Origin of the sequence: Occallatibacter savannae (assembly GCF_003131205.1) — a bacterium.
Classification (GTDB): Bacteria; Acidobacteriota; Terriglobia; order Terriglobales; family Acidobacteriaceae; genus Telmatobacter; species Telmatobacter savannae.
On record NZ_QFFY01000003.1, the window covers coordinates 52,508 to 78,098 of the forward strand.

A 25,591-nucleotide genomic window follows, 5' to 3' on the forward strand; every position below is an offset into this window, starting at 1 on the left:
GTCCCTAGTCCCTATTCCCTAGTCCCTAGTCCCTGCCTTTCATGACATCTGTCACCTCACTTTCCTGACATTCCCTACTACCTTCCCTTCCTCCATCGCGCGATCCTGACCTTGCATTACAAAAGGAGACGCGATGGCGACGCTTCAAAGCTATTCGTTGCCCGATTCCCCAGCACAGAGCATCCGGCCCGCAACCAGCACCATCGCTGGCCTTCACTCCGTCACCAAGACCTACGGCCAGACCAAAGCCCTCGACAACTTCAGCTTCCGCCTCGCCGCCGGCGAAGTCGTCACCCTCCTCGGCCCCAATGGCGCGGGCAAAACCACGGCAGTCCGGCTGCTCCTCGGTCTCATCGCGCCAAGCTCCGGCAGCGTCCACGTCCTCGGCCGCGACCCGCGCGACGCCGACGCCCGCACCCGCATCGGAGCCATGCTCCAGGTGGCGCGCGTCCCTGAAGTCCTCCGCGTCAGCGAACTCATCGACCTCTTCCGCAGCTATTACCCTCAGCCCGTCGCCGCTTCAGAGGTAGTTCGCATCGCCAAGCTTCAAGGTCTCGAAAAAACTCTCTTCGGCAAGCTCTCCGGAGGCCAGAAACAACGCGTACTTTTCGGCCTCGCAATCTGCGGCAATCCCGATCTTGTCTTTCTCGACGAGCCCTCCGCCGGCATGGACATAGAATCGCGCCGCGCTCTCTGGGACGAAATCCGCGCCCTCTCTGCTGCCGGAAAAACCGTCCTCCTCACCACGCACTACCTCGAAGAGGCCGACGCGCTCGCCAATCGCATTGTCGTCATCAACCACGGCAAGACAGTATGCGAAGGCACGCCGTCCGAAATCCGCCGTCGCACCTCCGGCCGTCGCATCCGCTGCATCACGCAGCTTGACCCCGCGCTTCTTGTCACTCTGCCCACCGTCTCAGACGTCAGGCAGGATCGGGAAGCGCTCGTCATTACCGCCGAAGCTGCTGAAGACGTCATCCGCGAAATGCTTCACCGCGATCGCACCCTCTCCGCGCTTGAAATCAGCGCTCCAGCTCTCGAAGACGCATTCCTCGCCCTCACCAGCCAGAACTGACGCAAAGGAGACCACGATGAGCGCCAACGCCCTCGCACTGCAAATGCCCCAGTCCACCGCCGCCTACGTGGCGAACATCTTTGCCAAAGAAATCCGCTACGAGTTCGTGAAGATGCTCCGCACCCGTGCCTTCTCGCTCTCCGTTCTCGGTTTTCCAATCATGTTCTATCTCCTCTTCGGCGCGTCGAATCGCCACACCGACTGGGCCCGCTATCTCATGGCAAGTTACGGCTGCATGGGCGTCGTCTCCGCGTGCCTCTTCGGCATCGGCATGGGCATATCCATGGAGCGCGCTTACGGCTGGCTCGAGCTCAAGCAGGCCAGCCCCATGCCCCGGCTCGCCTACCTCGCCGCGAAAATCGTCAGCAGCGCCGCCTTCGCGCTCATCATCGAACTCGCCCTCATCGGCCTCGCGCTTACCCTCGGCGGCGTCCATGTCACGGTCAGCGAAACTCTGCGCCTTCTCGGTGTGGACCTCCTGGGCTCTGTCCCGTTCACCGCGATGGGATTGCTGATCTCGGTTCTCGTTCCGTCCAACTCGGCGCCCGGAATCATCAACCTCATCTATCTTCCGATGTCCTTCGCTTCCGGTTTCTGGATGCCCATCTCGACCCTCCCCCACTGGCTCCAGCGCGTCGCTCCGGCTCTGCCTACCTATCACCTGGCCCAGCTTGCGCTCTCTGTCATCGGTGCAGCAGAGCCCGGCCACATGATGCCTCACTTCCAGGCGCTCGCTGGATATACTCTGGTGATGTTCGGAGCCGCCTGGATCATCTTCAACCGGAGCGAAGCCAGGGCATGACCCCGCTTGATGCCAAAACCGCCGATCCCGTGCCGGCCACCTCGGCCGGCGCGACCGCGGCCTGCCCCGCTCCAAATCTCTTCGGCAGTATCCGCAGAGCCGATGAAGCAATGCGCCAGCGCGGCTTCACAGGCCTGCGACCCTATACCCGCCGCTGGTTCGACTTCATCTGGCTCATCTACACCGTCTTCTTTTTCATCGAGCCTGTTCAGCGCAACTCGCGTCCATATTGGATTCAGTTCGCCGCTGTCTACGCAGTCTTCCTTTCTCTATACACCGGCATCATCTATGCAGGCTCCCGTCGAGTGGCGTATCTATGTCTCGCGGGAATGGGCGTGCTCGGGCTCGTCTACTACCCGGTGAACACCAGTTCCTCCGGGATGATCATCTACATCATCGCCTTCGCGCCCTTCATCTCTGACTCCATCAAAAGCTCCATCGTCATCTTTGCCCTCAGTTCTGGCGCCCTGATGGCCGAAGGCTACGTACTGCACCTCAATCCCTGGACGTGGGGCTTCCCCGCGTTCTTTGGACTGCTGGTTGGCGCAGGCAATCTCCTTGCCGCTCAACGAATGAGGTCCAACCAAAAACTCCTGCTCGCTCATGAGGAAATCGAGCATCTCGCCAAAGTCGCCGAGCGCGAACGCATCGCCCGTGATCTCCACGACGTCCTCGGACACACCCTCTCCGTCGTCGTCTTGAAATCCGAACTCGCCGGCAAGATCCTCCATCAGAACCCCGAGCGCGCTCAGAAAGAAATAGCCGAGGTCGAGCAGATCGCCCGCACTGCGCTCGCTGAAGTTCGCGAGGCAATTCGCGGCTACCGCGCCGAAGGCCTCGCCGCCGAACTCGATCGCGCCCGTGCCACCCTCGACGCCGCGGGCGTTTCGCTCGACTGCTCCTCAACTCCGCCCAAGCTGCTTCCCGCTCAGGAGACGGTCCTCTCGCTGATCCTCCGCGAAGCCATCACCAACATCGTTCGCCATGCGCACGCCAGCCGCTGCGAAGTCTCCTTCGAGCAGAATGCCGAACGCACCATCCTGCAGATCGAAGATGACGGAAGCGGCGGAATCCGCAGCGAGGGAAGCGGCCTGCGCGGAATGCGCGAGCGCGTTGAATCGCTGAATGGCCGTCTCCAGATTCTCTCCGAAAACGGAACAAGCATCATGATCGAAATACCCGCGTAGGCTGAAGCAATGACGAAGAAGATCCAGGTCGTGTTAGCTGAAGATCAGGCGATGGTCCGCGGCGCTCTTGCCGCTCTGCTCGAAACCGAGCCCGACATCGCCGTCTGTGCCAGCGCTGCCAATGGCCGCGATGCCCTCGCCGCCATCGCAAAGCAAAAACCCGACGTCCTCGTCACCGACATCGAGATGCCCGAGATGACCGGCCTCACCCTCGCCGGCGAAGTGCAGAGCCACTTCCCCCAGACCAGGGTCGTCATTCTCACCACCTTCGCTCGGCCCGGCTATCTGCGTCGGGCGCTCGACTCAGGCGCGAAGGGATATCTGCTGAAGGACCGCCCGTCTGCCGAGCTAGCCGACGCTGTGCGCCGCGTTCATCAGGGAATGCGCGTCATCGATCCCGATCTTGCTGCTGAAGCCTGGGATTCCGGCCCCGACCCGCTCACCGACCGCGAGCGGCAGATCCTCTGGCGCGCAGGCGAAGGCAAGTCCAGCGCAGAAATCGCAGACGAACTCCACCTCTCCGAAGGCACCGTTCGCAACTACCTCTCCGAAGCTATAAGCAAACTTGGCGCCTCGAACCGCGTTGAAGCCGCCCGAATCGCCCGCGCCAAAGGCTGGCTCTAAGGCCAACCAAAAAGAACTTTCCAACGGTCGAAGAGAGCGCACAGCTAAAACTAGTAGCTAAAAGCTAATAGCTAAAAGCAGAAGAACGAGCCGAAGCTCGTTCTTCTCTAATTCCCTAATCCCTGCTTCTTCAGCTCAGCCTCAAATACGTCTTCGACAGCCGGTCGTGCCAGCTCATCTGATCCTCATCGAAGATCGACCAGAGCATCCCCAGTCCCACGGGCAGAACCGAGATCAGCATCGCCTTCAGCCGTCCATTCACCTGCTCGCGTGTCGGCATCTGCTCGTCGAAAGTGCACAGCGCAAGCTGCGCATACCGCATGCCCGGAGTCACCTTGGCATAGGTCAGGAAGAACCACTCGTAAAGCGCCGCAAAAGCCAGTACTCCCAGCACTGCGCACGCCTCGAAGGCATGCTTGCCTGGGAGACTGTCCACATTGGAAGAGATCAGGTATATCGTGCCAAACACCAGCCCCATAATCAGCGCCGCATCCACGACCGTCGCCATCATGCGTCGACCGAAGGGCGCCTGGTATAGCTTGTGCTCGTCTGGAACCAGTGCATAGTAGTCCGGGAGTTGATCCGTGTGCGGCTCCTCATCAAGCCGCATCTGCTGCCAGCTCGATCCAATCCACACCGGATCGGCCGCCTCGACGTTCTGCCCCATCGGTTCAGTCGATACCGAGTTCGGGTCTACCTCGAAAATGCTCAGCTGGGGGGAGTCGGTCTCTCCCGCCCCTTCCGCAAGCCGTGGGCGCATCCTGCGCGTCGCGATAATCTCCCGCGGAAAATGAATCAGGTTAGCCGGGATCGCCTGCGCCTCTACCTCTTCGTACACCGGCGCCGAATCGTACTGATCTTGCGCAGCCCAGTCATACTGCACGGCCGAATATGTCTCAGCCTGCGAGGAACGCTGCGGCATATCCTGCTCCCACCGAATTTCCACTCCACCATGGCTCACCGGCTCCGGCTCGGCTTTCACCTCTGCCTGCCAGTTCGGTTCGGCCACTTCAAAGGACGGCCGTTCCGGTTCGCGATCCTCGATCCGCTCTTCAATAGAAGTCTCGAAGTGATCGAGCACAGCCTGAGCCGCTACCTGCGCTTCAACGGCCGCCCGCGTCGCAGCCTCTGCCGCACGCAGAGCAGCCCGCGCCTCCGCAGCCTGCAGTTCGCTATAACTTGGAGCCTTGGCGTAACGCGCGGCAACACGTGCCGCCGCTGCGGCTGCCCGGCTGTTGGCTGAGCCTTGCAGATCCGCGGATTCGTCTTCATCGACAACGGAGATGCCTCTGCGAGTCTTATGCTCGGCAAGTCGGCGATTGACTTCCTGCTTCCACGTAGGCAGCGGTGTGGGCGAGCTAGGCAGTGTGCTCAAAACGCTGGTTCCCTTCAAATATGTTTCAACCGCGCACATTCCGGTCACATGCGCAGTTGTTTTTCTAATAACCTCCGGCTCGCTGGTAAGCCGCCGCAGGCCCGGACCGGGCACGCGCATTTGCTATGCTGGCCTTGGTCCTCGATGCATCCTCGTAATTTCGTGTTTATCACGCTGATGACCCTCTGTCACTTGCAACTTGCAAGCCAGATGTTGACCAATCCGTTACCTCCTCAGCAACAATCTTCCGGCACGCAGAATCCGTCGCAAGAAGCCTCTTCTTCCGCCCTTCCTGATGATCCCGGACTCGATGCGATCCCCGTCGCAACTCCCGAACCCAATCCGGCCACCGGTGTTCCCCTGCGCTGGGAAGCAGGCGTGCAAACGTGGCAAAACGAAACCGCCACGCTTTCCGGCGGGGTCGTCATCTACTACCGCGACTACGTCATCCACGCCGACCGTGTCAGCTACAACCGCGCCACAACCGAACTGCACGCCGAAGGCAACCTCAAAGTCAGCGGCGGACGAAGCGACGCGTACATCTCCGCCTCGCACGGTGACATGCGCCTCAACATGCACACGGCCCGCTTCTACGACGTCAACGGATCGATCGGCCTTCGTCGTTCCGGCCGCACCGTCGTCTACTCCACAACCAATCCCTTCCTCTTTTCCGCGCGCGTCCTGCTGCAAACCGGCGAGGACAGCTTCAAAATCATCGACGGCAGCATGACGAACTGCCGCATCCCTAAGCCCGACTGGCAGGTCATCTCCCGCTCCATCACAGTCGCCAATGGCAAAGCCACGACCCGCAACTCCTACTTCAAACTGCTGGGCGTGCCCATCCTCTACCTTCCCTACCTCAGCCATCCGGTCGAAATGACAGGCCGCCAGTCCGGCCTTCTCATTCCCATCATCAGCAACTCCACCGTCAAGGGCCTCACGATAGGCGAACAGGTCTACATCGTCCTGAACCGCAGCATGGACATGGTCCTCGGCACCGAGTACTACAGCAAGCGCGGCTTCGCCCCCAATGGCGACTTCCGCTACAAAGGCCCGGGCCTCGACCACTTCACCGCACGATGGAATGCGCTCTTCGATCGCGGAGTGAAGATTCCCCCCTCAACTCAATACATCAATCAAGGCGGCGCAGACATCCTCGCCAATGGCCGCATCGACCTCTCCCCATCCACCCGCGCCGCGGCTAACGTCGAGTACCTCTCCAGCTACGTCTACAAGCTTGTCTTCAACGACAACTACCAGCAGGCCGTCACCTCCCAGGTGCACAGCACCATCTCCCTCACCCATGTGCACAACGGCCTGGTGCCCTCCGCCTATCTGGAGCGCGTGCAGAACTTCGCGAGTTCTAACGAGGGCGACGAAGTCCGCATTCTTCACCTCCCCACCCTGCGCTTCGACGTCATCGACGAGCCCCTGCACACATCGCCCTTCTACTGGCGGCTCGGCTCCTCCCTCAGTTATCTCGGCAGGTCTGAATTCGGATTCCACATCCGCAACATGGGCCGCTTCGACTTCTATCCGCATCTGTCGCTGCCACTCGCCGCAGGTGGATGGAGCATCGTTCCTGAAATCGCCCTGCGCCACACCTTCTACACCACAAGCCAGGTCCCCGACCTCACCGGCGCCAATTCCGGCACACCCGCCGTCAGCCACGATCCCCTCACCCGCAGCGACGCGGAAGCCTCCATCGACCTCCGGCCGCCGGCGCTCGAGCGCGACTTCACCATCGGTCACCGTCTCCTCCGCCACGTCATCGAACCCGAGCTGACCTACCGCTTCGTCGGCGGGATCGGCGCGAACGCCCGCAATACCCCTCTCATCGACCCGGCCGACATCGCCACCGACACAAACGAAATCGGCTACTCCGTTACGCAGCGCTTCTACACGCGCGATCTCCAGCCGCAACCCTGCAGCAACGTCGACGAGACTGAAGGCAAATGCCGCAACTCTCCCCGCGAATGGGCCTCGTGGCAAATCGCCCAGAAATACTTCCTCAATCCCAGCTTCGGCGGCGCCATCATCCCCGGTCGCCGCAACCTGTCAGACTCCACCCTCGATCTCACCGGCATCGCCTTCCTCACCAATGCCCGCAACCTCTCGCCGCTCATCTCCCGCCTGCGTTTCGAAGCCGTCAGCAATCTCCGCATCGAGTGGGACATGGACTACGACCCCAAGGCCGGCCGCCTGGATGCCGACAACATCTTCGCCGGCTACAGCCGCGGCCGCGCCACCCTTGGTCTCGGCCACTCCCTCCTCAATGCCGTTGACGAGAAAGGCAGTGCCGCCTCCATCATCCAGAGCCAGCAGCTCCAGCCCTTCTTCGAGTACGGTCGTCCCAACGCTGCCGGCTTCAACCTCGCCGCAAACGGCGGCTACGACTTCGTCCACAAAGACCTCCAGTACGCCGGCGTGCAGGCCGTCTACAACTGGGACTGCTGCGGACTCAGCCTCGGCTACCGCCGCTTCGCGCTCGGCTCGGTCCGCGACGAAACCCAATACCTCTATAGCTTTACCATCGCCAACTTCGGCTCCGTCGGCGATATCCGCCGCTCCAACACCGTCTTCCACGACGCCAACCTACCCCCCGCTTACTAGAATCCGCTCGTCAAGTCTGACTTGTCTTGAAAGGGCACGACTTTCACAGCTTGCTGCAGAAGTCCGAATCGGCTGGGTTTTGAAAGGGCACAGATTTATCTGTGCCGATAAGGGGTGCAATGGAGCGCGGCTTTAGCCGCTGCGGGACGGTCTCGCTTGCCTTTCGCCCTCCCATCCGTCCACCACTCAGTAACCCGGCAGCGGCCCATTCCGCCCCCCGCGCGCCCCTTGCTGGGATATCCTTTTTGAAGAGGAAACACATTTTGTCTCGTATTCACCTTTTGACCGGCCTTCTAGCATTGAGCCTGGTCGCTGGCTGCAAGGCGCAGTCTGCTTCTTCCGCAACCTCCGATGCCGCTCTGAACCGCCGCATCGAAGTCATGGTTCGCTCGCAGTTCGGCGTTCCGCCCGAGGTCTCTGTCGCCCTGGGCCAGCGCAAGCCCAGCCAGATCTCCGGTTACGACTCTCTTCCTATCACCCTCTCGCACGGTGCTTCGAAGAAAGAGGTGGATTTCCTCATCTCCACGGACAACTCCAAGCTCGCCCGCCTCGAGACCTTCGACCTCGCCAAAGATCCCGTCTTCAACATCGACGTGGCCGGCCGCCCCATTCGCGGAAACCCCAACGCCAAGGTCACCGTAATCAACTTCGATGACCTGCAGTGCCCCTATTGCGCGCGCATGCACTCGTCGCTCTTTCCGGAAACACTCGATCGCTATAAGGACAAGGTCCGCTTCATCTACAAAGATGACCCGCTGACTGAAATCCACCCCTGGGCCATGCACGCCGCCGTCGATGCCAACTGCATCGCGTCGCAAAATCCGCAGACCTACTGGAACTTCGTCGACTACGTCCACGCCCACGGTCAGGACGTAAGCGGCCCCGATCGCAACGTGCAGAAGAGCTACGCGACGCTCGACCGCATTGCCCGCGAAGAAGCCACCGTCGCCAAGCTCGACAATGCGAAACTCGACGCCTGCATCGCCAAGCAGGATGACTCACAGGTAAAAGCCTCAGCGAAAGAAGCAGAATCGCTGGGCATTGAAGGAACTCCCGCAGTTTTTGTTGACGGCGAGCGCATCAATGGCGCTCTGCCCGCCGAGCAGGTTTGGGTTGTTATCGACCGCGCATTGCGCGCCGCTGGAATTGAACCTCCGCCGCCCGCACAGCCGGCACAGCCTGCCGCAAAAGGCCAATAACCTTCGGGCTGCTTCGCTCTGAATTGCTGTTTTGCTCTGGAGCCAGTGCGCGAAGCAGCAGCCCTAAATGAGGAGTCGCCGCGGCCACACCGGGATCGAGGATTTATCCTGTAATACCGGAGAGACGGCAGGCTCCCGAGGAGATTCAAGGTTGCAAGTCGAAGGGTTCTTTTTCAAGCGCCGCAAGCCGCTTGCGCTGGCACTTTCAAGTACGTTCCTCTTGATCGCTTTCTCAGGCTGCACTCACGCGCCTTCGCCCGACGTCATGGCGACCGTGAACAGCAAGGACATCTCCCGCTCCGATCTCGACAAGGCCTACAACAACTACAAAGCGACACAAGGCGAAACGCCCGACGAACCCAGCCCCGAACAGGCCAACATTGTCCGGCTGAATGTGCTCCGTCAGTTGATTGACGAGGAGATCCTCGATCAGCGCGCTTCGAAACTCAATCTTGCTGCATCCGACGAGGATGTCAATGCCAAGCTCACCGAATTAAAAGCTCCCTATACGCAAGAGGAATTCGACAAGAAGCTCAAGCAGCAGAGCATGACGCTCGACGATCTCAAATTGCAAATCCGGCGTCAGCTTACATCAACCAAGCTCATCAACAAAGAGATCGAATCCAAGATCAACATCACCGACGCGGACATAGCGGCGTACTACAACAGTCACAAAGCTCTGTATAACGTGATCGAACCCAACTACCACCTCGGGTGGATTGTGGTGACCACCGGCCAGCAGCAGCCCGGCGTGCCCAATGCGCACCCCACAAGCGACGCCGACGCCCGCAAGAAAATACAAACCGTCCGCAATAGCCTCACCACCGGCCAGGACTTCGGCGCGCTCGCGATGAACGCGTCAGAAGATCCAAACACAAACTCCAATGCCGGAGATATGGGCTTCATCGCAGAGTCACAACTGCAGCAGCGTGACCCCGCCGCGTTCGCAGCCATCACCAAACTGAAACCAGGACAGGTCACAGATGTGCTTCCCGTATACGGCGGAGCCGGTCCCGCTCAACATGCGGTGGGCTATGCGATCTACAAGCTCATCTCGCGCGAACCTGCTGGGCAGCGCGAGTTGAACAATCCCAGCGTGCAGCAAAGCATCCGTCAAGGCCTCCGCGAGAGCCATGCCCAACTCCTCCGCCAGGCATACCTCGAGATGCTGCGCGACGACGCCAAAGTCCGCAACTACTTCGCCGAACAAATCTTGAAACAAGGCGCCAAATAGCTTCACCTCGCACAACAAACTCTCATCCCTGGAGAGACGTTTGGGTGCCCCCGAGCCTGCACTGAGCGAAGTCGAAGCGTCCCTTGCACTTCGGGACCGGGGACGTGCGTCTCGACACACTCAGCCTCGAAGGAAGCAGGGACTTTCAGGTCCCCGGATGCACAAATCCGTAACCCACTCGCGGTGCCCCTGGTCCCCCGCACTTCGGGACCAGGGACCTCAATTCGCCTCTTTAAGATCCTTTGAAAATCCAAAACCTACCCCAACGCAAAACGGCCTCCGCTTTCGCGAAGGCCGTTCCTATCTGAAGGTAGAAGGTTATTCCGATCGGCTATTTGAAGTTGCCGCTCGAGTCCATCGTGATGCCGCCGGGGCCCTTGTCCTTCTTGGCCTCGTTCTCTTTACGCGTTCCCATTGCCTTTGAGCTCCAGTCCTTCGCGGCGGCCACATCGGCCTTCACCGCGTTCGGATCCTGGAAGTCCACATCCGCCTTGCGGCGATACGTCAGGTTAAGGTACGACATCGCATCGTCGTAGTTCGAACGGTTCGCCAGCGCCTGGTTCAGATACTGGAGCCCTTCGGTCACGAGCGGCTCGTTCTGATCCTTGATCTGCTGCAGAACCTTCTTCGGCGCCTTGGCATTGCCCTCACCGTCGTCGTTCATGTTGACGGTAGCGAGCGCCTTCAGCGTATTCTCGTGCGCCAGCGTCCAATCGATCACGCCGACCGTGTACGCCGCCTCCGGATCCTTCGGATCGACCGCGAGAACCTTCTTCTGGTATTCCTTCGCCTTGTCGAATTGCTTGATGCTGAAATAAATCGCCGCAATCTGCTTCAGGCTGTTTACGTCGTTCGGTTCTTTATTCAGAACCTCCTGGAAAATGCTGATCGCCTGCTGTGCGTTCTTCAGGTTGTCGGGAGTGGTCAGCCCTGGAACCACGTTCTGTGCCAGCGCCGTCGCCAGATAGCTCTTGGCCATCGGCAGGCTCGGATCCAGCTCAGTGGCTTTCTGGAAGTGCCCGATCGCCTCTTCGTAGCGGGCGGACTTATACGATTCCACTCCCTTGTTCAACTGATCACGGGCTTGCAGGCGGTTGCACCCGCCCATGGAAAGCACCATGCCGGCCAACGCAACCGTGAGCGCCGTAATTCGTGCGGGTCCATTCATGTCCTTATTCTTCTCCTTCAGATCGTGCGTCGCGATTGCGCACCTCAAAAATCATGCATCTGGATTCGGATGGGAGGAAGCCGAATCCAGGATGGCCAAATTGTACTCCTACAACTCTCAAGCCCACTGTGTTCTTTGCTCGATTCGATCTATCGTCCAGCTGCAGTCCCAGGCGTCATCAAGCCAATCCGATCGATGCCTGCTGCATGGCCTATATCAATGACTTCGGCCATCTGCGTGAAGCTGAGCGTATCATCGCCTTTCAGAAACAAGACCCGTTGGGCACGATTAGCGTAGATAGCAGAAAGTCGCGCTTGCAAATCCCCCTGCGCGACCGTCTGCTCATTGATGCGAAATTTCACCGCGTTTGCGCCGTCCTTCAAAACCTCCAGAACGACTGCGTCTCCACTCCCTCCATTACCCCTTGCCGGGTGTGGAACCGCTGCGGCTTCCCCTCGCGGAATTGCAGGAACGATGACCATGAAGATGATCAGGAGAACCAGCAGCACATCGATCATCGGAGTCACATTGATCTCCGAAGTCATGCCTTTGCTTCCAGTCACAGCAGTCATACGTTTTCCCCTTTCTTCCCGCGGGGGATGATTCTTGAGACTGCCCCGACTACTGGCCGGCCATGATCTTCGGAGTCATCAGTCCGATGTGATCCACGTTCGCTGCCTTGGCGATGTCGATCACCTCGGCGATGTAGGCGAAGTTCAGATCGTCGTCGCCTCGCACAAACATGACTCGCTCAGCGCGGTTGGCATAGATCTCCGTCAGCCGCGGCAGCAGATCGCCCTTGTTGAGCTCGGTCTCGTTGATCTTGTAGGTCGGTGCCGCTCCGGGACGATATCCCACCTGCACCACGATCGTACGATCGTTCTGTGGCGGCTGTTGCTGGGGATTCTTCGGCGGTTGGGGCACCAGTGCGTCCAGCCCCTTGGGCGTTACCGGCACGATAACCATGAAGATGATCAACAGAACTAGAAGAATGTCGATCATCGGAGTGACGTTGATGTCACCCATCGCGCCTGCACCGCCGCCACCAGATGTCATTGCCATGGCTTCAAACTCCTCGATTGATGCAATCGGTTATGAACGTTCCAAAAACTGCGCTTACTCCGCTGCTCCGCCGCCCGGACCTTCACGCTTCTGAGTCAGAAGACCCACTTCGTCGACACCTGCCGTCCGAACTGCATCGATGGCATCCTCGACTCCGCGGAACTGCGCCCGTGCATCGGCGCGAATGAAGATCTGTTTGCCTGGCGTGTCTGCCAGCTTGTCGCGAACCTTGGCGCCCAGCTCCGAAGTCGCAACCTTGTTCTGGCCGAGGAATACACCGCCGTCGCGCGTAATCGCCACAACAATTGCGTCTTCCTTGTCTGCGTCCGGCATTGGCGTCGGATTCTCTACCTTCGCCATGTCCACAGCGACCTTGTTCTGCAACATCGGCGTGATGACCATGAAGATGATCAGCAGCACCAGCATCACGTCCACCATCGGCGTGACGTTGATGTTTGAGTTGACCTTGCTTCCTTCGTTACGAACCGCAACACCCATATTCGGCTCCGTGCCTGTGAATTCGTTTACCGGAGACTTCCGGCCTGGTCCAGAACTTGGTCCCGAACTAACCTGGTCCGGCGGGAAATTCCGGGCAGGAGAGCTTTCCGCGCTCCTGCCCTTCAAGTTCTCGCTCGACAGGTGCCCTCGTTACCGTCTGCTCTGCTTGATGAAGTAGTCGATGAGTTCGCTCGACGAGTTATCCATCTCGACGTCGAAAGCCTCAACGCGGCCGGTGAAGTAGTTGAACGCCATAACGGCCGGGATGGCCACGAGCAGACCGAATGCCGTCGTCACCAGAGCTTCAGAGATACCGCCCGCGACCGCGCCGATACCGGAGGTCTTCTGCGTTGCGATCTGCTGGAAGGCGTTGAGAATTCCAACGACCGTTCCGAACAGTCCGACGAACGGCGCCGTCGATCCGATGGTCGCGAGAACCGAGAGGCCTCTCTTCAGCTTCGCGTGAACGATCGCTTCGGCGCGCTCCAGGGCGCGGCCCGAGCTCTCGATGGTCGCTTCGTTGGCCGAGCCACCCGACGCGCGGAACTCCTGCAGACCAGCCGTCACAACTTCGGCAAGGTGCGACTTCTTGTTGCGATCGGCGATCTTGATCGCCTCTTCCAGCTTGCTGTCCTTCAGCGCGCCGGCAACTTTCGGTGCAAACTCACGCGACTGCTTGCGGGCCGCTGAGAAGTACAGGTAACGGTCGATCATCACAGCCAGTGACCAGATCGACTCAATGAACAGGATGATGGCCACTGCGCGTGCCAGCCATCCCATGTGCTGCCACAACCCCAGCGGGCTGAAGCTGACTGTCTGCTCTCCTTCTTGAAAGAAGAGGGCCAGGCTGTTGACCGAATGCGATGCGAAATGTGCGAGCTGAGCGAGAATCACTTGAATCGTTCCTCCTAAGGAGTTTGTGATCTGATGTATCCGTTTCAACGGATTGAGGCCGCAGAATCGTGAAGAGTCAAACCCGATACAGCTTCTCTCCTCCCGTTCGCGCTCCGACACATACTGGAGCCGTCCAGCAGGAGAATTCGGTTCGGATTTGGTGGTCCCCTGATTCTGCGATTAGGAATGCGGCTCTTGCGGGATTCGCATTCAGGTCAAAAACAAGGCTCTCTTCCAACACGGAAAAGAGCCCAGGACTTTGTCATCCGCCCAGCGTGAAGATCACGTTTACAGTGGTCTCCACCTCAACGGGCTCGTTGTTAAGCAGGTAGGGCCGATACCGCCAGGACCTCACCGCATCCAGCGCCGCTTGCTGCAGCATAGCTGGACCGCTGATCACTTTGAGATTTTCAATGGTGCCAGACTTCGAGATGGTGGCCTGGATCACCACGGTGCCCGAAACGCGAGCGGCCTTGGCGATAGGTGGATAGGTCGGCGTCGTCTTCTGGATCAACATACCGGTGGCAACACCGGCAGAGATGTTTACCTTCTTCGGAGGAGCCGCCTGCACCTTCGGCGCGGAACCCGAACCGAACACGCTGCCCATCACACCGCTCGAGCTGCCGCCCAGGCCTTCTGCGCCTGCTACGCCAAACGAGCTTGGAGGCGCTTCCTTCTCCGCGACCATCTTGATGTCTTTCGGAATCTTGGTCGGAGCTGTCAGCTGGTTGTTCATCATCTCTGACTGAACGTGCACCACGTGCACAACTTCAGCCGGAGGCGGTGGCGGAGGTGGCGGCGGCGGAGGTGGGGGAGCGACGAGCAGTGTCTGCATCATCGCCTTCGGCAACGCCTCTGGGTAAATGAGCGGGTAAAGGATCATCGCCATGAGAATCGCGCCATTGATGATGAAAGTAAGCATCATCCAACGCCCACTCTTGCTCTTGATCTTTCCGCCGGATTCAAATGTGGAGTCTTCAAACATAGCCAGCCTCGAATCGGGGTATCGTTACCTCTATTTAGACACCGCGGGAAGTTCAAATGTTCCCGCGTCGTCCAACGCTCCTGAGAAAGCGTGCTCCACCTATATCAGAACTACCCTGCACCTGCAAAGGTTGCTGCAAAAACAATGCTTTGTCCAAAACTTCCGGCCCGAAACTGCGCTTAAACTTTGGCCCGCTTTGCCGCCGGAAGCGCCGCTGCTTTGCTGCTTCCCGCTCTCCACTCCTGATAAGCCACCAGCATCGGCGCCGCAATCGCAATCGACGAGTACGTTCCAATCAGAATGCCCACCACCAGCGCGAACGAGAATCCCCTCAACACCGGCCCGCCGTACACGAACAGCGACAACACCGTCAAAAACGTCAGACCCGAGGTCAGCACCGTCCGGCTTAGCGTCTGGTTGATGCTCCTGTTCACCACATCCGGCAGTGATTCCCGCCTGCTCAACCGAAGGTTCTCGCGGATACGATCGAAGACCACGATCGTGTCGTTCATCGAGTAGCCCACCAGCGTCAGCACCGCCGCGATCACCGTCAGGTTGATCTCCATGCCTTTGATGCCGAATGAGTCCAGCAGGGCAAAGGCTCCGATCGTAATCAGCGTGTCATGGAAGCAAGCGATCACGGCAGCCACACCGTAAATCAGCTGAAACCGGAACCACAAGTAGACAAGCATGCCAAGCAGCGACCAGAGCGTAGCCATCAGAGCCTGCTTCTCTAGCTGCTTACCCACCGTCGGCCCCACCACCTGCACATTCCTGATCTCAAAAGCCCCGGCGCCGAACTTGTTCGTCAGCGCGCTCTTGATCTGCTCGCGTCCCGTGTCCAGCGTCGACTCCTGATGTTGCTCAGGAAGGCTGATCAGCACCTCGTTGTGGCTCGGGATGTCATAGTTCACGATGCTCACATCCTGAATCCCGCTCGCCGATGTAGCCTGCCGGATCTGCTCAATATCGGGCCTCTGCTTGAACTGAACCTCGATCTGAGTTCCGCCACGGAAATCCACGCCCAGCGGTACCGGGCTCCTGCGCCCGCCCTCTGGATGAGCCCAATGCGCCGCCATCGAAATGATGCCTGCAACACTGAAAATCAGTGAAAATGCCAGGAAATACCACTTTTTCCCCAGCCAGTCGATATCTACCTGATGAAAGAATTCCACGTTGCTTCTCTGCCTTCCTTCAATTCCCTACGTCCTGGTCTTGACGTCCCGAATACCTGGTCGTAGTCCCTGATCCCCACGTCCCTAGTCCCTGGTCGTTGTCCCTAGTCCCTACGTCCCTAGTCCCTGCTTTTCGGTCCCTAGTCCCTGCTTCTCAAATCGAAACCGCTTCGCCCGCCTTCAGGTTGTTCACGTGCGTATCAAAGATCACGCGCGACACGTAAACCGCCGTAAACAGGTTCGCCGCAAGACCAAACGTCAGCGTCACCGCAAATCCCTTCACCGGGCCGCTGCCAAACAGGAACAGAATCGCTGCCGAAACGATCGTCGTCACGTGCGTATCCAGAATCGTTGTCCACGCATGCGCAAATCCCTGGTCCACAGCCGCCGACGGAGCCTTACCCGCCCGCATCTCCTCGCGAATGCGCTCGAAGATCAGCACGTTCGAGTCCACGCCCATACCGATCGTCAGGATCACTCCGGCAATGCCCGGCAGCGTCAACGTCGCCCCCGAGAACCCCATAAATCCGAGGAGGATCACCAGGTTCAGGAACAGCGCCAGATCCGCATTGATGCCTGACCCCTTGTAGTACACCAGCATGAACACCATCACCAGCAGCACGCCTACAACCGCCGCCGTAATGCCGTTCCTGATCGAATCCGCACCCAGCGACGGACCTACCGTACGGTCTTCGAGATAGTTGATCGAAGCCGGCAGCGCGCCCGTGCGCAGCATCTTCGACAGGATCGTCACTTCATCCTGCGAGAAGCTGCCTCGGATCTCGCCCGAGTCGCGAATCGCGCTCTCAATGTTCGCCACTTCCTTCACGCGCCCGCCCAGCACCACAGCCATGCTGTGCCCCACGTTCGCGCTCGTGTACTCCCAGAACTTGTCGCCGGCTTCGTTCGTCAGCGTGAAGTGCACAGTCCGCTGCCCCGTGTTCTGATCCGTTCCCGGATCGGCCGAACGGAAGTCGGTACCCGCGACAATCGCCACCCTCTTCAGGATGTACACGCTGTCCGCGTCCGACCCGTTGCCCATCGATGCCGACCCGTGCACCAGTTCCTGATCAGGGGGCAGGCTTCCGCTCACGCTTGCCAGCGCAGCCTGTTCGTCCGGATAAGGCCCGCCTTCAACCGCGTGAATCTCGAGCCGGGCCGTCGACGTGATGATCGTCCGCACGCGGTCGATGTCCGAAATGCCCGGCAGCTCCACCAGGATCTGGTTGTCGCCGAGGCCATACTGCTGAATCACCGGCTCCGCCACGCCCAGCGTATCCACGCGATCGCGAATCACTTCAATCGTGTTCTGCACCGTCCGGTCGTCGAGAGCCTTCTCGATGTTCGGCTTCATCGTCACCGTGAACGCGCCATCCGCGCCCCCGCCGGCAACGTCGTACTCGTTCGAGTACTTGCTGTCCAGCACTTCACGAGCTGCGCCCGACTGCGTCGGATTCACGCCTTCGATCCGAATCAGCTCCGGCTTGGTCGGATCAGGCTTCAACACCTGCGAGAACGACACCTTCGCCGCCTTCAGATCCTGCTCGATCCGGGCCAGCGTGTTATCCGTCTCCGTGTTCACCGCCTCTTTCACCTGCACCTGCAGAATCAGGTGCACGCCGCCCTGCAGATCGAGCCCCAGGTGGATGTGCCGCGTAAGCTTCTTCAGCAGCGGATCGCTGCCGCCCAGGTTCGGCGCGTCAAATCCAAAAAAGGCGCCGTACAGAAATACGATCAGCACCCCGAAGATGATGACAACTTTTTGCTTCAGATTCTTCTTCATTAGTCCAATTCCCTACTTCCAGAACTTCCGAACTCGCTTTTCACGTCTACCTTGGCTGGTTGGGAACTCTCGATGTGCTAAACCCACTTACATTTTGCAGGAAGCGTCAGGGCACGACTTCAGTCGTGCCGAAAACCCCTGCCAAGAATCCTCGGGCTTTAGCCCCTGCCTCACGCCCCCGGCGCATCCTGCGTCGTCACCGAAGCGATCGCGCTCTTCGCCACCTCGAGCTTCAGCCCGTCCGGCGCCACGCGAATAATGATCGCATCGTCCTTGATCGAAAGAATCACCCCGCGAATCCCCCCGGCGGTCGTCACCCTGTCGCCCGTCTTGATCCCGCCCAGCATCTCCTGCCACTGCTTCTGCCGCTTCTGCTGCGGCCGGATCATAACGAAATACATCACAGGAACCAGCAACAAGAGCGGAAGCATCCCAATCAAGCCTCCGCCCCCAGCGGGCGCTGCCGCCAATACTGCCAAACTCATCGTCACTCTCGTCCTTTACTCGCGGCTTGTCATTCACTCAGGCCGCAGGCAGCCCCGCCCATAAGGCGGCTGCCAGATATTGAATTTGTCTCCGGGAATCGCCCTGGCCTCCCATCGCTTCCGGCTCAGGCTATGGAGCCAAAATTCACCGCATCGACCGGCAGAACCAATCTAATCCTCTGCCCGGGCCGGCACCAGCAATTCAGCTCGCTTTTTTGCGTCCTGTTCGACAAGGTCCGCTCTCCGAAATCCGGCGGAATCTGCGCATTCCAATCCTGCGCACACCCCACCCCACCTCAAAGAGAAGGCCTACTTGAGATAAGAAATGCGCAGCCACGGCACTGTCAAGAATTGGGATCTCAGATCCGCCGGTCGCCCCATCCTAAGCCGCGTGGTTTGCGGCTCCGGGTTTGAGTCAAATGTTCCCGAACTGCTTCTCTTCTCCACGTATAATTCGACCTTCCCCGGAGAACACCGATGAACCCCGTCCGAACTGGAACAGCCTTCGCAGCCATTCTCGCTACCGCAATTGCCCTTCCCAGCCAGAACCTGCCGCCGGAGGTGACTGCCAAAGTTGACAAGGTCTTCGCCCGCTGGAACAAACCCGACTCTCCCGGCTGCGCGCTCGGTATCTACAAAGACGGCCGGCTCGCCTATGCCCACGGCTACGGCATGGCTAACCTCAACGACGATATCCCCATCACGCCGCAGACCGTCTTTCATGTCGCGTCGATGTCCAAGCAATTCACCGCCGCGTCGATCCTCCTGCTGGCCGATCAAGGCAAGCTCTCGCTCGACGACGACGTGCACAAATACATCCCAGAGCTGCCCGACTTCGGCCAGCACATCACCCTCCGCCATCTCATGCACCACACCAGCGGACTGCGCGACCAATGGTCCCTCCTCGGCCTCGCCGGCTGGCGTTACTCGCAGGACCTCATCACGGATGACGACGTCATGTCCGTCCTCGTCCATCAGAAGGCACTCAACTTTAAGCCCGGCGAGAAGTACATGTACAGCAACACCGGCTTCACACTCCTCGCAATCGTCGTCAAGCGGGTCAGCGGCATGTCCTTTCGCGAGTTCACTACCAAAAACATCTTCGAGCCGCTCGGCATGACCCACACCCACTTTCGCGACGACCACGAAGAAGTGATCAAGCACGACGCCCTCGGCTACGAGCAGGCAGGCGAAGGAAAGCCGTTCCGTATGAGCCTCACCAACTTCGACACCGCCGGCGCCACCAGCCTTCACACCACGGTCGAAGATCTCCAGCTCTGGGACGAGAACTTTTACCACCCCCGCATCGGCGGACCCAACTTCATTCAACACATGCTCGAAAAAGGCAAGCTCAACAGCGGCAAAGACCAGGACTACGCCTCAGGCCTTGCCATCGGAACCTACCGGGGCCTTCCCACCGTCGGCCACGGCGGAGCCGACGCAGGCTACCGCTCCGACATCGAGCGCTTCCCCGACCAGCATTTCGGCGCTTCCGTCCTGTGCAACGCGGCCGAGGCCGAACCCGGCTCCCTGCTGCATGAGGTCGCAGACATCATCCTCGCCGGTCAGTTCAAAGATCCTCCAGCCGCGCCTTCAACCCCGAAGCCCGTCAGCACAAGCGTTGTGGCCATGACGGCCGACCAGATGAAGGCCGTCGCAGGCACTTACTGGAAGCAGGAGGACGATGACTACCAGCGAATCGTGCTGAAAGACGGCGCTCTCCTCCTCGACTTCGGCTCCGACGAATACCACCCCCTCAAGCCTTTCGCCGAATCACACTTCCACGTCGGAGAAGTCCCCTGGGGCGAGCACATGGACCTGCACTTCGTCCCAGCTTCAGCCGGCAAACCCGCGCACATCGATCAGTCCTGGGATGGCGGCAAACCCGACACCTACGAGTGGGTCGCAACGGTCGAGCCTACTCCCGATCAGCTCGCCGAGTTCACCGGATCTTACACAAGCGAGGAAATCGACCCCGTCTACCGATTCAAAGTCGTGGGAGACAAACTCACGCTCATGCGCCTCAAAAACAAGCCCGACTCCCTCCGCCCAACATTGCCGGACGTCTTCATCGGCCAGATCGGCACCATTCACTTCACGCGCGACGCCAATCACCGCATCTCCGGCTTCGTTCTCAACGCTGGTAGATTCCAGGGCTTCCAATTCAGTCGCAACACCGAATCGCGATGAGCAAGCGTCCATCCTTTTTCATTTCAATAGGGGTGCCCCGGGGTGCCCCCGTCCCTGCCCTGAGCTTGTCGAAGGGTCCCTCGCACCTTGGGGACCGGGGAGTTTCCCAACCGAATGTCCTATCCGACAAGCAAAAGCTGTGACCGGTTCATCGGAGCTTCACGCGATGAGCGGGCGTTCCCCATCTCAAGCGGCGAAACATCAACTCCCGACGAGCTGTTCCTCTTCCATCACGATCCCTGAGCAGACCTCAAACTTCGCGGGCATCAGTTCACCCCTCGCGCGACGTCGTCGCCTCAGACAACCTTCCAGTTCGCCCGGCGAACAGTCAGATCGACGGCAATCGAACTCGCAAAGCCCCACGTCCTCCGGAACGTCTTGGACAATCTGGCCCAGCACCCAGTCACCCAATCCTCGTAGACTCATCGGCAGGCCCGCCTCAATAGGGATGAATGCATCCTCCCATTGCTGCTTTCCGCAAGATGTGAGCCTCATCACCTCGATTGATCGAGAGAACGACCTTCCGAATGGCCGGTCACAGCCCAACGGACGCGCCTAAAACAAATGTCATCCTGAACGAACGGAGCCCAAGCGCAGTTCAATGGGGTTCCCTAAGCGATCTCTGCTTTTGGGGCGGAGCTTGGGGGTGGTGAGTCGAAGGATCTGCACTTATCTTTCTGGCTTCCAAGTCAGAAGCAAGCAAGTTATTGACCTCACTGTCCGTGTGGCCGGTTAGTCGCTAACTAGCTATTCTTAGGTCCACCGCGCTGGAACACACTTCTTCGAATCAGGCTGTCATTCTGAGCGCACGGGGCCCCACGCGCTTTCTTCAGCGTGGGGGTGGTAAGCGAAGAATCTGCTTTTGCTTCACCCCAAAATGGCTCAAAGTCAGAGTCGCCGGTGACTCGACCTATCAACCAAGAGGGGTCCATTTGTATTCAATTTCCGCAGCTTTGATCTGAAGATTTCCATTCACAAGTGCAATCGAGTGCAGGATCAATCCGTCGCAATCCTCGATGTGGTCTCGAAGCCAATCGCCATGCCCGTTGGTCGTCCCTGACGTTTGCAGGGAATACTCGTTGACCCCTTTGTACGCGTATTCGATCTTCCCGTCGTGATAAGCACCTAACAGTCGAATCTGGATCTCGATCGGACGTTGCTTTTGAAGCTCTCCGGAAGCTCGCTCGGATATGGTGACGGCTTCCACCCAAGCATCGTGGGGACAGCGGTGGTCTGAAGGTGAGGTGTACCAATCGGAAGTTGCACAGTCGCGTAATGGCAAGCGGACGGCCTCTTGGCTCATGTGATCATTCTGGCCGATTGGATTTTGCCGGGTCTACCCATCCTAGCGAAAATCTATCAAAGGGAAGAGTCGCCGGTCACTGGACAGTGGACGGCCTTCCAAACGCTTCTTGGCGTTGATATTTCATAGACCTAGACGAGGAATCTGATGGGAACAGCCGGTGATTGGTTGAGAGTGCTTATATCGGGTGCTCTTGGGGGGGGCTTTGATGGCATGGTGGGAGACACGCTTCGAGATTGCAGATCTTCCGCGCAGAGAGCGCATTCTGCGTCAGGCGACCTGGGCACCGATGAGCCTGTGGTTTGGTGTTGTGACTACGTTCGGATGGGGGCGGTCATTTCAGTATCCACTTGTGTTCGTTACGGTCGGATCGCTCATATGCACCCTGATTGTGGCGCGACTTTCGCGGAAGCGACGCTCTATCAACTCGGACGGCAGCTGACGAATTCTGCTCGGAGTCCGGGACTTGACCCAATGTGGTCAAAAAAGCCCCGAGGTAAGAGTAGCCGGTAATAGACTCACAAGATGGAAATCTCATGTCCGTTTCTGCTGGTGCCTGACAACGGCGAGTTGTCGCTGGATGGTTTCCAAGCACGCTTCGGTCCACAGATGACCGTGTCCGATTTCGAAGTTTCCGACCTCAATTCTCTGGCGGTCAAAGCTGGTTCCGAGTACCCCTACTACGATCCAGTCTTTCAAATCAAGAACGTCACTTTGCATGATGGCAGATGGGCTTACCTTCACGCGAGTTTCAAAGACAACCTGCTTGTGCGGCTCGGTTTCGGATGGGGAATGGTTCGTGAGTATGGCTTTCATGAGACGACCTCTCATGAATTTCGAGAGCAGTTGCAGAGCTACTGCGCTTGGCTGGAGTCCATGCTCGGATCGTCCTTGCCCTGCATCGGCGATCTGAAATACCGGAGGGCGCTGCCGTGGGGCAAGGTCGAGGCATCGATTGATGCTCGAACCGGACTAGCTGGATCGGCATTCTCTTCACATCTTTCCCTTCCGCGGACTTAATTGAAATTGATCGTGTCGCCTATGAACTCGGAATGCGGCACGGCAAGAATGCTTTTCAGTACGCGCAGCAACTAGCAGAAGAGGCGCTCAGCAGCGGGCAGGCGAAGGAGGCTGGCTTCTGGCAGGCTGTATCGTCCCATCTGAAACCTCGCTCCGCGTCCAGATAAGCTCGTAGTAGCTCATCGCCAATCGGCTTTCGGCAAGTTCTTGGCTTCAAATTGACAGGCCGGTAATACGCCCGAAATCGAACAAATCGTGGGTGTCCTCGGCGGCGAGATTGCATGAACGACTGTTACGCTGAATCCCAACCGCATGGCTCATCCCGATCTCAATGAACTGCTGAATGCTCTTCTCGAAATGGCCGAGCTGCTAATTAGAAAGCAAGGCGCATTTCTTCCAATTGGCGCGATCATGTTGCCGGATGGTGAGATTCGCCACGTTGGTGCTCAAATCGAAGGCGAAGAATACCCCGGAGCGCAGCCGTTAATCGAGCTGCTGACCGAGAACTTCCGAAAGGAAGCAACAGAGGGCAGATTGAGGGCTGCTGCAATTGCGTATGACGTTCTGACAACTCCACCAGGCAAGCAACAGAAGCAGGACGCTATCTGTTGCGGGCTTGAACACTGGCTCGGAGAAGCCGTCACGATTTTCAGGCCCTATGCCAGAAGCGAAGAGGGAGCTTTCCAATTTGAGGAAATCTTCGCGACCGCACGCACCCAGCAGTTCTTCTGCCAGCTTCCCCGTGGCTGAATCTCCGGTCGAGTGGTCGCCAATGTGGACACTGAGGACAAGAACTTGCCAGCTTGGATATCTGTGACACTACCCAGAGGACCCTCACCCTCACAGGTCAACCGCCCTTCACCTCGACATCGCCCTAAACCGCTGATTCTAAACCTGAAAAACCTCAACGTTGTTTTGCAGTCTAATTCGCCGATTTCGTCATAATTGAAGCATGAGTCCGAAGCTAACCAAATCCCGGAAAGTTCAACCTCTCCATTCGCCAATTCCTTGTCCCTCGCGCCCTCCTGTTTCCATTCACTTTTCGGTCACGAGCCTAAACCCTTTGTTATCAGACACCTTGTCGCTAAGTTCAATCGGGAGACACACTTAGGGCAGCACGCCTGCTGTAAGTCGTTGTAACGAGAGCTTTTCTTCTCAAGGTACAGGGGGAGGGGGGAGGGGTCCCCCAGGTGTGCCATGAACCGAGCATCTCCCTGACTTTTTGATCCGGAGCAATCACCGCAACTCTCTTTGTTGAGGACATCACACGCACACCTGCTCGCCGGCCTCCGACGTGGACAATGAAAGCTGGCATGAGCAACAAACCGGAAAAAGACCCTCTCGCCCAGTTTGCACAGGACCCGCGCGTCCTCGTCCGACGCGACGGCCCGCCCCGCCCCGACTCCAGGTGCGTCGTCTACTGGATGCAGCGCGCCATGCGCATCCACGAGAACCCTGCCCTCGACTTCGCAATCGACGTTGCCAATCACCTCGGCCTGCCGGTCGTAGTCTTCTTCTCCGTCATTCCCAACTACCCCAACGCCAACCTTCGCCACTACCACTTCATGCAGCAAGGACTGCGCGACGTCGAACTCGACGCAGCCGGGCGAGGTGTAGGTTTCGTCCTCCGTCGTCATCCCGACAACTCGCTCGAAAAGTTCCTTGAAGAAGTTCAGGCCGCCATCCTCATCGGCGACGAGAATCCCTGCCGCGAGCCCGAACGCTGGCGACAGACCCTCAGCCGCAAACTCAAGCTGCCCTACTGGACCGTCGACGCTGACGTCGTCGTTCCCTCCGTCGTCTTTGGACGCGACTGGTTTCTCCTCCAGCACATGCGTCCGCACCTCAAACAAGCTCTGCCCAAGTTCCTTGTCCCACCCCGAAGCCCGAAGCCTCAACATCCCTGGCAAAAGCCGAAGTCTCTCGAATCCTTCTCGCTCGATCAGGACATCACCTCCGGCTTCAAGTCCCTCGACCGTTCCATTGGCCCCGTCGATACATTCACCGGTGGAACGCACGCCGCACTCAAACATCTTCGCGACTTCGTTGCCCACGGTCTCAACAACTATGACGAGAAGCGCAACCACCCCGAGATCAACGGCACCAGCCGCCTCTCGCCGTACCTCCACTTCGGCAACATCGGTCCCCTGACGATCGCCCTCGCCGTCGAACGCGCCCACGCCGAAGGCAAAGCCCCGCGCCCTGCATGCGATCGCTTCCTCGACCAGGTGATCGCCTGGCGCGAACTCTCCGTTCTGTTCGTCAAATACAACCCGAACTACGATAACTGGGAATGCGCCGAGCCCTGGGCGCGTCAAACCCTCGTCGAGCACGCCGCCGACCCCAGATCCCACCGCTACACCTTCGAACAACTCGAGCGCGCCGAAACCCACGACGATCTCTGGAATGCCGCCCAGCGCCAGATGGTGCATCACGGCTGGATGCACAACTACCTGCGCATGTACTGGGCCAAGATGATTCTCGAGTGGGCTCCCGATCCCGCACGCGCCTACGAATGGGCAGTTATTCTCAACGACCGCTATGAGCTCGACGGCCGCGATCCCAATGGCTATCAAGGCATCGCCTGGGCCATCGTCGGCAAACACGATCGCCCCTGGTTCAACCGCCCAGTCTTCGGACTCATCCGCCCGATGTCCGGCGCCTCTACGGCGAAGAAATTCGACTCGAAGGCTTACATCGAGCAGTACGGCTCCAACGCATCCGCTCTCTTCTAACCCCGTCCGCGTTGCACAGCAGCCTGTGCGTTGCACAGCAGCCTGTGCGTTGCACAGCAATATGTAGTCGCCGTCACATCCTTAAAGTGCAAGCAGCAGCCTAGAATGGCTCCATACATTAACCCGTAGAACTGCATATCCGCGCGGGCCGATACACCCGTATCGGCCCGGATTCCCCCGGACG

General features: G+C 58.9%; 22 protein-coding genes. 11 read left to right on the forward strand and 11 right to left on the reverse strand.

Annotated features, from left to right (window positions below; translation table 11 throughout):
* Window positions 1-133 precede the first annotated feature (133 nt).
* From DHV10_RS11985 to DHV10_RS12000, 4 genes are read left to right on the forward strand one after another with little or no spacing between them, the layout of a single operon-like run.
* Window positions 134-1,075: an ABC transporter ATP-binding protein gene (locus tag DHV10_RS11985; protein WP_109486620.1), complete on the forward strand. Its 942-nt coding sequence runs from the start codon at window positions 134-136 to the stop codon at window positions 1,073-1,075.
* Between the two features lie 16 nt (window positions 1,076-1,091).
* Window positions 1,092-1,877, forward strand: coding sequence for an ABC transporter permease (locus DHV10_RS11990; RefSeq protein WP_109486621.1), 786 nt, complete (start codon window positions 1,092-1,094; stop codon window positions 1,875-1,877).
* Complete coding sequence (locus DHV10_RS11995) at window positions 1,874-3,064, forward strand: sensor histidine kinase (protein WP_109486622.1); 1,191 nt, start codon at window positions 1,874-1,876, stop codon at window positions 3,062-3,064. Before DHV10_RS11990 ends, DHV10_RS11995 begins: the two co-directional genes overlap by 4 nt.
* A gap of 9 nt (window positions 3,065-3,073) precedes the next feature.
* Complete coding sequence (locus DHV10_RS12000; RefSeq protein WP_109486623.1) at window positions 3,074-3,688, forward strand: response regulator transcription factor; 615 nt, start codon at window positions 3,074-3,076, stop codon at window positions 3,686-3,688.
* Between the two features lie 130 nt (window positions 3,689-3,818).
* Here the strand turns inward: DHV10_RS12000 and DHV10_RS12005 are convergent, their stop codons facing one another.
* Window positions 3,819-5,063: an RDD family protein gene (locus tag DHV10_RS12005; RefSeq protein WP_162601460.1), complete on the reverse strand. Its 1,245-nt coding sequence runs from the start codon at window positions 5,061-5,063 to the stop codon at window positions 3,819-3,821.
* A 144-nt stretch (window positions 5,064-5,207) separates the two neighbouring features.
* Between DHV10_RS12005 and DHV10_RS12010 the strand changes: the two genes are divergently transcribed.
* The 3 genes from DHV10_RS12010 (at window position 5,208) to DHV10_RS12025 (ending at window position 10,109) form a co-directional block, all read left to right on the forward strand.
* Entirely contained in the window at window positions 5,208-7,676 is a 2,469-nt protein-coding gene (locus DHV10_RS12010; protein ID WP_162601461.1) for an LPS-assembly protein LptD, read from the forward strand.
* Window positions 7,677-7,939: 263 nt separating this feature from the next.
* Window positions 7,940-8,875 (forward strand): DsbA family protein, encoded by a 936-nt coding sequence (locus DHV10_RS12020; RefSeq protein WP_109486626.1) that lies wholly within the window; start codon window positions 7,940-7,942, stop codon window positions 8,873-8,875.
* Between the two features lie 151 nt (window positions 8,876-9,026).
* Entirely contained in the window at window positions 9,027-10,109 is a 1,083-nt protein-coding gene (locus DHV10_RS12025; RefSeq protein ID WP_239461584.1) for a SurA N-terminal domain-containing protein, read from the forward strand.
* A 331-nt stretch (window positions 10,110-10,440) separates the two neighbouring features.
* On the opposite strand, the gene DHV10_RS12030 is transcribed toward DHV10_RS12025, so the two are convergent.
* The 9 genes from DHV10_RS12030 to yajC form a co-directional block, all read right to left on the reverse strand.
* Entirely contained in the window at window positions 10,441-11,277 is an 837-nt protein-coding gene (locus tag DHV10_RS12030) for a tetratricopeptide repeat protein (RefSeq protein ID WP_109487143.1), read from the reverse strand.
* 149 nt (window positions 11,278-11,426) lie between these two features.
* Entirely contained in the window at window positions 11,427-11,849 is a 423-nt protein-coding gene (locus DHV10_RS12035) for an ExbD/TolR family protein (RefSeq protein ID WP_109486628.1), read from the reverse strand.
* A gap of 49 nt (window positions 11,850-11,898) precedes the next feature.
* Complete coding sequence (locus DHV10_RS12040) at window positions 11,899-12,339, reverse strand: biopolymer transporter ExbD (RefSeq protein WP_109486629.1); 441 nt, start codon at window positions 12,337-12,339, stop codon at window positions 11,899-11,901.
* A gap of 54 nt (window positions 12,340-12,393) precedes the next feature.
* The gene (locus tag DHV10_RS12045; RefSeq protein ID WP_109486630.1) at window positions 12,394-12,837 is read right to left on the reverse strand and encodes an ExbD/TolR family protein; all 444 of its coding nucleotides are present in this window, start codon (window positions 12,835-12,837) and stop codon (window positions 12,394-12,396) included.
* A 150-nt stretch (window positions 12,838-12,987) separates the two neighbouring features.
* Window positions 12,988-13,731 (reverse strand): MotA/TolQ/ExbB proton channel family protein, encoded by a 744-nt coding sequence (locus DHV10_RS12050; protein WP_109486631.1) that lies wholly within the window; start codon window positions 13,729-13,731, stop codon window positions 12,988-12,990.
* Between the two features lie 262 nt (window positions 13,732-13,993).
* Window positions 13,994-14,716 carry an energy transducer TonB gene (locus tag DHV10_RS12055; RefSeq protein WP_109486632.1) on the reverse strand — a complete coding sequence of 241 codons (723 nt, stop codon included), beginning with the start codon at window positions 14,714-14,716 and terminating at the stop codon, window positions 13,994-13,996.
* Between the two features lie 179 nt (window positions 14,717-14,895).
* Window positions 14,896-15,891: a protein translocase subunit SecF gene (gene secF, locus DHV10_RS12060; RefSeq protein ID WP_109486633.1), complete on the reverse strand. Its 996-nt coding sequence runs from the start codon at window positions 15,889-15,891 to the stop codon at window positions 14,896-14,898.
* A 154-nt stretch (window positions 15,892-16,045) separates the two neighbouring features.
* The gene (gene secD / locus DHV10_RS12065) at window positions 16,046-17,674 is read right to left on the reverse strand and encodes a protein translocase subunit SecD (RefSeq protein WP_109486634.1); all 1,629 of its coding nucleotides are present in this window, start codon (window positions 17,672-17,674) and stop codon (window positions 16,046-16,048) included.
* Between the two features lie 170 nt (window positions 17,675-17,844).
* Window positions 17,845-18,159 carry a preprotein translocase subunit YajC gene (yajC, locus tag DHV10_RS12070; protein WP_109486635.1) on the reverse strand — a complete coding sequence of 105 codons (315 nt, stop codon included), beginning with the start codon at window positions 18,157-18,159 and terminating at the stop codon, window positions 17,845-17,847.
* Between the two features lie 477 nt (window positions 18,160-18,636).
* On the opposite strand from yajC, the gene DHV10_RS12075 reads away from it, so the two are divergent.
* Entirely contained in the window at window positions 18,637-20,349 is a 1,713-nt protein-coding gene (locus DHV10_RS12075; protein WP_109486636.1) for a serine hydrolase domain-containing protein, read from the forward strand.
* A 913-nt stretch (window positions 20,350-21,262) separates the two neighbouring features.
* Here the strand turns inward: DHV10_RS12075 and DHV10_RS12085 are convergent.
* Window positions 21,263-21,652 carry a hypothetical protein gene (locus tag DHV10_RS12085; RefSeq protein ID WP_162601462.1) on the reverse strand — a complete coding sequence of 130 codons (390 nt, stop codon included), beginning with the start codon at window positions 21,650-21,652 and terminating at the stop codon, window positions 21,263-21,265.
* A 525-nt stretch (window positions 21,653-22,177) separates the two neighbouring features.
* On the opposite strand from DHV10_RS12085, the gene DHV10_RS12095 reads away from it, so the two are divergent.
* From DHV10_RS12095 to DHV10_RS12105, 3 genes are all read left to right on the forward strand, one after another.
* The gene (locus DHV10_RS12095; RefSeq protein ID WP_109486640.1) at window positions 22,178-22,672 is read left to right on the forward strand and encodes a hypothetical protein; all 495 of its coding nucleotides are present in this window, start codon (window positions 22,178-22,180) and stop codon (window positions 22,670-22,672) included.
* A 312-nt stretch (window positions 22,673-22,984) separates the two neighbouring features.
* On the forward strand, window positions 22,985-23,422 hold the full coding sequence (locus tag DHV10_RS12100; protein WP_109486641.1) for a hypothetical protein: 438 nt from the start codon (window positions 22,985-22,987) through the stop codon (window positions 23,420-23,422).
* Between the two features lie 563 nt (window positions 23,423-23,985).
* Window positions 23,986-25,407 (forward strand): deoxyribodipyrimidine photo-lyase, encoded by a 1,422-nt coding sequence (locus DHV10_RS12105; RefSeq protein WP_109486642.1) that lies wholly within the window; start codon window positions 23,986-23,988, stop codon window positions 25,405-25,407.
* Window positions 25,408-25,591: the final 184 nt, after the last annotated feature.